This is a genomic window from Methylocella sp. (assembly GCF_044226135.1).
Classification (GTDB): domain Bacteria; phylum Pseudomonadota; class Alphaproteobacteria; order Rhizobiales; family Beijerinckiaceae; genus Methylocapsa.
In genome coordinates, this window is the sequence record NZ_JBGAHM010000017.1 from 47,656 (window position 1) to 57,170 (window position 9,515).

General features: G+C 72.5%; 9 protein-coding genes. 5 read left to right on the forward strand and 4 right to left on the reverse strand.

The annotated features are described in order from the left end of the window. Positions 1-40 precede the first annotated feature (40 nt). Positions 41-1,168: a DUF1176 domain-containing protein gene (locus ACILRB_RS09435; protein ID WP_395666037.1), complete on the forward strand. Its 1,128-nt coding sequence runs from the start codon at positions 41-43 to the stop codon at positions 1,166-1,168. 37 nt (positions 1,169-1,205) lie between these two features. Here the strand turns inward: ACILRB_RS09435 and pal are convergent, their stop codons facing one another. The 4 genes from pal to ACILRB_RS09455 all read right to left on the reverse strand — a co-directional run bounded on the left by pal (position 1,206) and on the right by ACILRB_RS09455 (position 6,860). Further along, on the reverse strand, positions 1,206-1,736 hold the full coding sequence (pal, locus tag ACILRB_RS09440; RefSeq protein ID WP_395666038.1) for a peptidoglycan-associated lipoprotein Pal: 531 nt from the start codon (positions 1,734-1,736) through the stop codon (positions 1,206-1,208). Positions 1,737-2,045: 309 nt separating this feature from the next. Continuing rightward, positions 2,046-4,931 (reverse strand): DUF4159 domain-containing protein, encoded by a 2,886-nt coding sequence (locus tag ACILRB_RS09445; protein WP_395666039.1) that lies wholly within the window; start codon positions 4,929-4,931, stop codon positions 2,046-2,048. 2 nt (positions 4,932-4,933) lie between these two features. Continuing rightward, the gene (locus ACILRB_RS09450) at positions 4,934-5,860 is read right to left on the reverse strand and encodes a DUF58 domain-containing protein (protein ID WP_395666040.1); all 927 of its coding nucleotides are present in this window, start codon (positions 5,858-5,860) and stop codon (positions 4,934-4,936) included. A 1-nt stretch (position 5,861) separates the two neighbouring features. Further along, the gene (locus tag ACILRB_RS09455; protein ID WP_395666041.1) at positions 5,862-6,860 is read right to left on the reverse strand and encodes an AAA family ATPase; all 999 of its coding nucleotides are present in this window, start codon (positions 6,858-6,860) and stop codon (positions 5,862-5,864) included. A 184-nt stretch (positions 6,861-7,044) separates the two neighbouring features. Here ACILRB_RS09455 and ACILRB_RS09460 point away from each other — a divergent pair, with 184 nt between their 5' ends. The 4 genes from ACILRB_RS09460 to ACILRB_RS09475 form a co-directional block, all read left to right on the forward strand. After that, positions 7,045-7,683 carry a DUF1285 domain-containing protein gene (locus tag ACILRB_RS09460; RefSeq protein WP_395666042.1) on the forward strand — a complete coding sequence of 213 codons (639 nt, stop codon included), beginning with the start codon at positions 7,045-7,047 and terminating at the stop codon, positions 7,681-7,683. Continuing rightward, the gene (locus tag ACILRB_RS09465; RefSeq protein ID WP_395666043.1) at positions 7,680-8,327 is read left to right on the forward strand and encodes a CoA pyrophosphatase; all 648 of its coding nucleotides are present in this window, start codon (positions 7,680-7,682) and stop codon (positions 8,325-8,327) included. The genes ACILRB_RS09460 and ACILRB_RS09465 overlap by 4 nt, the downstream gene beginning before the upstream one ends. Beyond that, entirely contained in the window at positions 8,328-8,588 is a 261-nt protein-coding gene (locus ACILRB_RS09470; RefSeq protein WP_395666044.1) for a DUF6111 family protein, read from the forward strand. It abuts the gene before it with no gap. Between the two features lie 65 nt (positions 8,589-8,653). Further along, positions 8,654-9,515: CCA tRNA nucleotidyltransferase (locus tag ACILRB_RS09475; protein WP_395666045.1), on the forward strand; the 862-nt coding region annotated here is incomplete at its 3' end.

A 9,515-nucleotide genomic window follows, 5' to 3' on the forward strand; every position in this document is an offset into this window, starting at 1 on the left:
AGTCGGCCAATTTTACGGCCAGCAGGCGAAGCGCCGCGCCATGGCCTGCGCGTTTCGCCCCTGCGACGGCGCCGCGATGGACTGCTCCTTCCTCATGCCCTCCCTCTTCATGAAACGCGTGCGCGCCGGCTCTCGCCGCCGCGTCGCGGGCCGCCGTCTCGCAGGCGTCGCCATCGGCGCGGCCTTGAGCCTCGCCTTCCCGGCCTCCGCGCAGGCGCAGGACGCAGGGGCGCTGAAAAGCTTCAAGGACTGGGTCGTCGGCTGCGACAATCTCCGCGCCTGCGTCGCGCTCGGCCTCGGCCCTGAGGCCGGCGTCGGCGACGCCTATGTCCGCGTGCGCCGCGGCGCGGACGCCGGGGCGCGGCCGGAGCTCACGATCACACTCGCGGCCGACGGCGGCGGCGTGGCGCCGGCGCTCTCCCTGTCCCTCGACGGGGCGCCGGCCGTCCCGCCGAAAGCGACGGCGCGGCGCGACGGCGATTTTCTGTCGGCGACGCTCGGGGCGGCGCAGGCGGCGCCCTTTCTCGCCGCGCTGCGCGAAGGAAAGACGCTCGCCGTGGCGCTGAAGGGGGCGGAAAAGGCAAAAATTTCGCTCACGGGCGCGGCGGCGGCGCTGCTCTACATGGACGCCGCGCAAAACCGCGCTGGAACCGCCTCCGCGCTGGTCGACCGGGGCGACGCGCCGTTTCCGGCGATCACGGCGCCCATCGAGCCCGTCGTCGCGGCGGCGCGCATGCGCCTTGTCCGGCCGCCGCCTTCGCCCCCAAAAGCGCTCGCGTCCTCAGGCGACGATAGTTGCAGGGGCTACGAGCCGATCGCCGTCGCGCTGTCTGCGACCGAGACCCTCTGGGGCCTGTGCGACCTCGCGGCGGCCTATAATTTCGCCTATCGCTTCTGGATCGTCGGACCGGATGGGGCGCGGCCTGCGGCCTTTCCCGGCGCCGACCAGGACGGCCCGGTCCTGACCAATCCCGGCCTCGTTCGGGACGGGCTGGCGCTCGCGATGTTCGAGAAAGGGCGCGGCGCCGGCGATTGCGGGCGGAGCGCGCAATGGGCCTATGACGGCGCGGGCTTCAGGCTGGTCCTGCTGTCGCAGATGGATGAATGCCGCGGCGTGGCGCCCGGCGACTGGCCCGTTCTCTATCGCGCCGCGCTGCGGCCGCTTTGAGCTTCATGCGAGGCGGGCGCGGGCCGCGCCCGCCCGCTCAGGACTGCGAGCCGGCAAGCACGGTGACGGCGCGGCGGTTCTGCGACCAGCACGAAATGTCGTTGCAGACGGCGACCGGCCGTTCCTTGCCGTAGCTGATGGTGTGGATGCCGGAGGCTGGCACGCCACGGGCGACGAGATAGTTCTTGGCGGCTTCGGCGCGGCGGGCGCCGAGCGCGAAGTTATATTCGCGCGTGCCGCGCTCGTCGGCGTGGCCCTCGATGGTGAAGGTCAACTTGCCATATTGGCGCAGCCAGCGCGCCTGCTTGTCGAGCGTGGCCTGGGCGTTGGCGCTGAGTTCGCTCGAGTCGCTCTCGAAGAACACGCGGTCGCCGACGTTCTGGGCGAAGTCCTGGGGGCTGCCTGGAACGGCGGGGCCGCGCCCGCCCGCCCCATAGCCGCCGGCGCCGGCGCCGGCGGCTGCGAGCGCGCTCGGGTCTTCGGCGGGATTCTTGGCGCAGGCGCCAAATGCGAGGGCGGCGCCCAATACGGCGGCGATCTTCCATGCGCGCCGTTCGAGAAAGCTCATCCTCAACTCCTTCAACTGATCGCTGTCGACCCACCGGTAGGCTTCGTCAGTTAAGACAAGGTTCCGTCAACCTTGATCGAAGCTAATGAATCGACGTTGCATTTGAGTAATCAAGCCCAATGGTTAACGAGTGGTTAACGGCCAGATTGCGCCGTTAGGCCGCGTGCGAGCTTGACGCGAAATCTCAATCAATCCTTCACCAGAACATGCGTCAGCCTTCGGTTATCTCAGCCTTGGCGGCTAAATCAACCGAATAAATCAATTTTCTCTGGATTGACCCCGCGCCGATCGTCGCGCCGGCCGGCCCGCTCAATGCGCGAGCCGCTCCAGAAGATCACGCACATGCACCTGATCGGCCTTGTAGTTTCCGGTCAGCGCATACATCACGAGATTGACGCCGCCGCGCAGCGCGAGCTCATGCTGGCGCGCGCCCCCGGGCGTCAGCGCATAGAGGCTTTCGCCGCGCCCGTCGCTGGCCCAGCCGGCGGCGAGGTCGTTCGAGGTGATGACGATGGGCGACACGCCGTCGCCCGAGCGCGCCGGACGCGCCGAGCCGTCGGCCGGCGCCGGAGGCAGCGCCTCGATCCAGGTGACGCCGCCGGCGTAGCGCCCGATGAAGCCGTCGATCAGGTAGAAGGTCTTGGTCGCGACATGGTCCGCCGGGACCGGCGCAAGCTCCGGCACGTCGACGCCGGCGAGAAGCTGGCGCAGCCACAGCGTTTCGGGCGAGGGCGCGCCGTCGGGACGCGCGGTCAGCGCGTCGCGCGTGTCGAAAATGACGGTGCCGCCCTGCTTCATGAAGGCGCTGATCCGCGCCGCCGTCTCCTGCGGCGGCTGCGGTCGCCCGGCGACGATCGGCCAGTAGAGCAGCGGATAGAAGCTCAGCTCGTCGCGCGCGGGGTCGACGGCCGCGGGCTCTCCCGGCGTCAGCGAGGTGCGTCGCGCAAGCGCGTGCGACAGGCTCGTCAGGCCCTGGCGGCTCGCTTCGTCGGCCTTGGCGTCGCCCGTGACGACATAGGCGAGCCGCGTCGACAGCGCCGACTCGACGTCGCGCGCCGCGACCGGCGGCGTCCCCTGAACCGTCCCGGCCCGCCGCGCGGCTGGCGCCGGCTCGCAGAAGGCCGAGCGCGGCGCAAAAAGGGCCGCAAGAGCCATGGCCGCGACGAGCGACGCCGCGAGCGCGCCCGCTTTGCCGGCGCGGCGCAGGCGCGCGCCGCCCGAAAGCGAGAGCGACGCCAGCCAGTCGAGGCAGAACAGGAGGAAGGCCGCGGCGAGCAGGAACGGCTGGAGATCGACCGGTTCGGCGGCGCGCAGAACCCCCGGCGTGACGCCGGCGCCGGCGAGATTTGCGGCCGCGAGCGTTTCGCCCTGCGTCATGGCGTTGACCGCCGAGGGCGCGCTGGCGAGGCCATAAAAGCCTGGCGGATGGTCGGCGTCGGGCGGCCCCTCGAAGCCGGCCGGAACCGGCCTGGCGCTCGCCGGCGGCGCGCCGAGGACGCCGAAGCCGTCGAGCGTGCGCAGCGGCGCGAGGCTTTTCGGTTCTTCGCCCGCGGCGCTTTTCATCTCGTCTCCCGCGGCGCCCTTTTGTTCTCCGCCCGCGGCGCGCTGCGTCTCGTCGCCCGCGCCCTTCGCGCCGTTTCCTGAAAGATCGACGATCCTGCGCAGCATGTCGACGAAAAGCCCCGAGAGCGGCAGGTTCGACCAGGCCGTGTCCGCCGTGACGTGAAACAGCACGATCATGCCTTCCCCCATGCGGGAGGCGGTGACGAGCGGCGTGCCGTCGGACAGCTGCGCCCAGGTCTTGCCGGGCAGGCCCGGGTCGGGCTCGGCGAGCACCTGGCGCGAGACCGTGACCTCGTCCGGCGCCGCAAGCCCGAAGAATGGGCTCGACCGGTCGAAGGGCGCAAGATGCTTCGGCGCGTCCCATGACATCGAGCCGCCGAGCACGCGCCCGCCGCGCCGCAGCCGCACGGGAATGAGGTCGTCGGTGCCGGCCGCGAGCCGCGTGCCGGCGAAGCGCAGCAGCACGCCGCCCGCCTCGACGAAGCGGCGCAGCGCGTCATGCGCCTGCCCCGACAGCGAGCCGACGTCGGCGAGGATCAGGATCGACACGCCGTCCCGGAGCAGGCTCTCCACCGGATCGACCGTGCCGGGGCGCGGCTCGCGCAGGTCGGCGAAGGGCGCGAGCGCCTTGCGCAGGTAATAATTGGCGGCGAGCAGCGGCTGCGAGCGGTCCGCGCCCTCGCCGCTGACGAGGCCGCCGCTGCGCCGGCTCCCGCGTTCGTAGAGCAGGGCGACCGCGCCGGCCGAGCGCGCGCCCTCGATCTCGATGCGCGAGATCTCGTTGCGCAGCTCCGCCGGAAGGTCGAACGTCGCCCGCGTCTCGGTCTTGCCGGCGAAGTCGAAGGGCGCTTCGCCGAGCGCCGCGCCCCTGGCGTCGAGGGCGCGCGCGACGCCCTGCCCCGGGCCGCCGAGCGCCGAACGCAGCACGCGCGCCTCGAGCCCGGCCGCGAGATTCTGGGCCCCGGCGATGGCGCGCGCGGGCGCGGAGCCGGTCACGATTTCGAGAGGACGGCCGAGGGCCGCAAGGCCCGCGGCGAAGGCCGAAGCCGACCCGCGCTCGACGCCGTCGGCGATCCACACGATCGAGGCGTCGGGCCGCTCCGCGACGAACGTCTTCAGGGCGCCGGCGAGCGCCAGGCGGTCGGGCGTGTAGGGCAGCGGCTTCAGCGCGCGCAGCCGGTCGCGCGCGGCGCCGGCCTCGCTCGTCGCGATGGCCCGGCCCCCGTCGGACGGGACCGCGACGGCGGCCGGCCGCCCGGCCCGCGCCGCGGCTTCGAGCCGCTGCGCCGCCGCCTCGACGCGACGCTCCCAGTCGGGCGCGGCCGGCCAGCCGTCGTCGACGACGACGACGAGCGGGCCGGCGCCGGCCGCGATCGGCGCGGGATTTAGCACCGGCCCGGCCATCGCCAGAATGACGCAGGCGGCGATCAGAAGGCGCAAAAGCAGGATCGGCCAAGGGGTTCGGTTCGGCGTCTGGCGCTCGGGGATCAGGTCAAGGACGAGCTTCAGCGGCGGAAAGGGAATTTCCTGCGGCCGCGGCGGCGTCACCCGCAGCAGATAATAAAGCAGCGGCAGGCCGGCGAGCGCGGCGAGGACGGCCGGAGCGGCGAAGGCGAGCGGAAGGCCGAGCATGGTCAGGCGCCTCCCGCCTCGAGCTGCGCCCTGAGCGCGAGCAGCGCCTGCGAGGCCGGCTGGTCGGTGCGGTGCAGGGCGAGCGTCCAGCCGCGCCGGCGCGCCGCCGCGCGCAGCGCGTCGCGATGGGCCGCGAGCCGGCCGAGATAGGCGGCGCGGAAGCTGTTCGCGTCGCCGACGCGCAGCCGCGCCGGCGAATCGACGTCGACGAATTCGGCGTGGCCCGAGAAGGGAAAAGTCTCCTCGACCGGATCGACGATCATTACGAGATGGCCGCGCGCGCCGCGCGCCGCGAGCGCCTCGACGCGCCCCGCGACCTCGGCCGCGGGCGTGAGGAAATCCGAGATCAGCAGCGCGCGGGCGTCGCGCGGCAGGGGCATGGCGGGCGGCAGCTCCGCCGATTCGCGCCCCGCGCGGATGTCGGCGCGCAGATCGTTCAGGAGCGACATGCCGAAGCGCTCGACGATGTCGCGCGCGGCGAGCGGGCGGGTCAGCCCCATCAGCGCCACGCGTTCGCCGCCTTCGACCAGGAGATCGGCGGCGGCGAGGCCGAGCACCACGGCGCGGTCGACCTTGGGCGCGCCGGCGAGCTTCGACATGAAGCGCATGGAGGGCGAGCGGTCGATCCACAGGGCGACGGCGTGGGCGCCCTCCCATTCGCGCTCGCGCACATAGAGCCGGTCGTCGCGCGCCGAACGCCGCCAGTCGATGCCGGCGCGCGATTCATTGGCCGAGAACGGCCGGAACTGCCAGAAATTCTCGCCAAGCCCGGCGCGGCGGCGCCCGTGCACGCCATGCATCACGCCGGCGGCGATCTCGCGCGCGGCGGCGGTCAGGCTCGAAAAGCGCTGCGCCAGCGCCAGCGCCTCCTCCTGCCGGCCGAGGCCGACGCTCGTTTCGTCGCGTTCGAGAAGCCGCGCCAGCGCCATCTCAGGCGAGCTTTTCCGCAAGCCTGGCGATGAGGCCCGAAACGGTCTCGCCCTCCGCGCGGGCGGCGAAGGTCAGCGCCATGCGGTGCTTCAGGATCGGCTCGGCGAGCGCGGCGACGTCGGCGACCGAGGGCGCGAGCCGCCCGTCGAGCAGGGCGCGGGCGCGGGTCGCGAGCATCATCGCCTGCGCCGCGCGCGGCCCGGGGCCCCAGGCGACATGCTGCGTGACCGCGGCGTCGCCCTCGCCCGGGCGCGCGCCGCGCACGAGGTCCAAAATGGCCTCGACGACGCTTTCGCCGACCGGCAGGCGGCGCACCAAGCGCTGGATCTGGGCGAGATCGTCGGCGGTCATGGCCGGGCGCGGCTGCGGCTTTTCGGCGCCCGTCGTCTCGATCAGGATGCGCCGTTCGGCGTCGCGGTCGGGATAATGCACGTCGATCTGCATCAGGAAGCGGTCGAGCTGGGCCTCGGGCAGCGGATAGGTGCCCTCCTGTTCGAGCGGGTTCTGCGTCGCGAGCACATGGAAGGGCGCCGGCAGCTCATGGCGCTCGCCGGCGATCGACACATGATATTCCTGCATCGCCTGCAGCAGCGCCGACTGGGTGCGCGGGCTCGCGCGGTTGATCTCGTCGGCCATCAGCAGCTGGGCGAAGATCGGCCCCTTGATGAAGCGGAAGCTGCGCCGGCGGTCGGCCGATTCCTCAAGAACCTCGGAGCCCAGAATGTCGGCCGGCATCAGGTCGGGCGTGAACTGCACGCGGCGCGCGTCGAGGCCGAGCACGGTCCCGAGCGTCTCGACGAGCCGCGTCTTGGCGAGGCCCGGCACGCCGACGAGAAGCCCGTGGCCGCCCGACAGCAGGGTCGCCAGCGCCTCATCGACGACGCGGTCCTGGCCGAAAATGACGGCGCCGATGGCGGCGCGCGCGGCGGCGACGCGTTCGAGCGCGGCCTCGGCGCTGCGCTCGACGGAGGCTTCGAGGGAGGAGGCTGCTTCGGCCATGCAGATCCTTTACGGTGTGGAGCGGCGGACGCCATGGGCCAGCCTTTGGCGCGCGGCCTTCTAATTTGCGACGCGCTCGCTTAACTGTCCATTCCGGCCGCAAACGTCGACCGGCGCATCGATCACTTTCGACGCGATTGGCTCTTTTTGATGGCCCCATGGGGCCCGCCGGGAGGGCGCGGGGATGGCGCAACAGGACGACGCCCTCGCCAGGCTTCAGCAGGAGGCCGGCGCGCTTTCCGGGGAGGGCGCCGCCGCGCCGCCCGCCAGGCCGCGGCCGCCGCCGCCGGTCGAGAGCTGGAATCCGCCCTATTGCGGCGACGTCGGCTTCGCGATTTCGCGCGACGGCCGCTGGAGCTACGGGGGCTCGCCGATCACGCGCCCGGCGCTCGCGCGGCTGTTCTCGACCATTTTGCGCAAGGACCCCGACCGCTACCTGCTCGTGACCCCTGCCGAAAGCGTGCTGGTCACGGTCGAGGACGCGCCCTTCTTCGCCGGCGAGATGCGCGTGCTCGACGAGGACGGCGGACGGACGCTCGAATTCACGACGACGATGGGCGACCGCGTGAAGGCCGGCCCCGACCGGCCGATTCGCTTCGAGACCGGGGACGACGGCGGCCTCAAGCCCTATGTGCTCACGCGCGGCGCGCTGTGGGCGCTCGTCTCGCGCGCGCTCGTGCCCGATCTCGTCGCGCTGTGCGAACGGCGCGCGCATGACGGCGAGGACTGGCTCGGCCTCGCGTCGGGCGGCGCCTTCTTTCCGCTCGCGCGCGCGGCCGAGGTCGACGCGCTCGGCGCCGAACCGTCCGGAGCCGGCGATTGACGCCGCAGGACAAGCGCTTCTCGCCCGAATGCGTCTTCGCCCGGGCCAAGGCGAAGCTCGACTTCACGATTCCCGACCCGGAGTCGAAGCTGTTCGTCACCGATCCCGTCGTCGACGGCGAGGACCCTGCGCTGTTCGCGCTGGACAGACCGGCGCTGGCGGCGGCCGTGCTGATCGGCCTCGTCGACCATGGCGAGGAGGTGCGCGTGCTGCTCACCCAGCGCGCCGCGACCCTGCGCGTGCATGCCGGCCAGATCGCCTTTCCGGGCGGCAAGATCGAGCCGCAGGACGACGGGCCGACCGGGGCCGCGCTGCGCGAGGCGCGCGAGGAGATCGGCCTCCTGAGCCGCGACGTGGAGCCGCTCGGCTTTCTCGCGCCCTATGTCACCGCGACCGGCTTCAGGGTCACGCCCGTCGTCGCGCGGATCGCGCCGCCGCTCGACCTGCGGCTCAACCCGCAGGAGGTCGAGGAGGCGTTCGAGGCGCCCTTCGCGTTTCTGATGGACGAAGCCAACCACGCCTTCGATTCGCGCGAGCTCGACGGGCGGCTGCGGCGTTTCTACGCCATGGCCTATGGCGAACGCTACATATGGGGCGTGACCGCGGGCATCCTGCGCAATCTCTATGAAAGGCTTTATCGCTAGATGTGGCGCGCCGTCCTCCAAACCGCGCTTCTGTTCCTTGCGCCCTTCGCGGCCTACGCCGGCTTTCTGGCGCTGCGGCGCCGCTATCCGTTCGAGATCGACCACTGGACGAAGAGCGCGGTCTCGACGCTGGTTCTGATCGGCCTCGCCGTCGCGGTCGCCGGAACGCTGCTCCTCGGCGTCTTCGCCGAGCGCCGCCAGGGCGCCTATGTTCCGGCCCATGTCGAGGACGGGCGGCTGGTGCCGGGCCGCCTGCAGTGAACGGGCGCCCGCGCCTTTCGCCAGGCCAGGGCCTGGCGCTCGACGCCCTTTTGCGCCGGGAGGCCGTGCAAAAGATCTTCGCCGCGCTCGATCATCCGGGCGAGGAGACCCGCGTCGTCGGCGGCGCCGTCCGCGACGCCCTCTATGGGCGGGCCGTCAGGGAGATCGACCTTGCGGCCACGGCGCCGCCGCGGGCGACGCTCGAACGCGCCGCGGCCGCCGGGCTGCGCGCCCTGCCGACCGGCTTCGCGCATGGCACCGTCACGATCCTCGTCGACGGCGAGAGCTTCGAGGTCACCACGCTGCGCGAGGACGTCGAGACCGACGGACGGCGGGCGAGGGTGCGGTTTGGCCGCGATTTCGCGGCCGACGCGGCGCGCCGCGACTTCACCATCAACGCGCTTTCGCTCTCCCGCGACGGCGCGCTGCATGATTATGTCGGCGGCCTTGACGACGCCGCGGCGCGGCGGGTGCGCTTCATCGGCGATCCGGACCGGCGCATCGCCGAGGATTTTCTGCGCATCCTGCGCTTCTTCCGTTTTTCGGCCGACTATGCGGACACGATCGACGCGGCCGGGTTCTGGGCCTGCGCGCGCCAGCGCGCCGGCGTCGAACGGCTCTCGCGCGAGCGCCTGCGCGCGGAGCTGATGAAGACGCTTCATTCACGCCGCGCGGCTCCTGCGCTGGCGGCGATGGGCGAGACGGGCGCGCTTGGCGCGATCCTTGGCGGCGTCGTCAATCCGGCGCGGCTCGCCCGGCTGATCGAAAGCGCGCCCGACGCCTGCGCCCTGCTGCGGCTCGCGGCGCTGGCGCTCGACGCGCAGGAGGACGCGGCGCGGCTCGCGGCGCGGCTGCGGCTGTCGACCGCCGAGCGCGACCGGCGCGCCCGGGCGGGCGCCGCGCTCGCGGTCTTTCATGCAAGGCGCG

What these genes read in the sequence shown, in the direction of transcription:
- ACILRB_RS09435 (WP_395666037.1), top strand. Translation starts at nt 41, where the DNA reads ATGGCCTGCGCGTTTCGCCCCTGCGACGGCGCCGCGATGGACTGCTCC.
- pal (WP_395666038.1), bottom strand. Translation starts at nt 1,736, where the DNA reads ATGAGCTTTCTCGAACGGCGCGCATGGAAGATCGCCGCCGTATTGGGC.
- ACILRB_RS09445 (WP_395666039.1), bottom strand. Translation starts at nt 4,931, where the DNA reads ATGCTCGGCCTTCCGCTCGCCTTCGCCGCTCCGGCCGTCCTCGCCGCG.
- ACILRB_RS09450 (WP_395666040.1), bottom strand. Translation starts at nt 5,860, where the DNA reads ATGGCGCTGGCGCGGCTTCTCGAACGCGACGAAACGAGCGTCGGCCTC.
- ACILRB_RS09455 (WP_395666041.1), bottom strand. Translation starts at nt 6,860, where the DNA reads ATGGCCGAAGCAGCCTCCTCCCTCGAAGCCTCCGTCGAGCGCAGCGCC.
- ACILRB_RS09460 (WP_395666042.1), top strand. Translation starts at nt 7,045, where the DNA reads ATGGCGCAACAGGACGACGCCCTCGCCAGGCTTCAGCAGGAGGCCGGC.
- ACILRB_RS09470 (WP_395666044.1), top strand. Translation starts at nt 8,328, where the DNA reads ATGTGGCGCGCCGTCCTCCAAACCGCGCTTCTGTTCCTTGCGCCCTTC.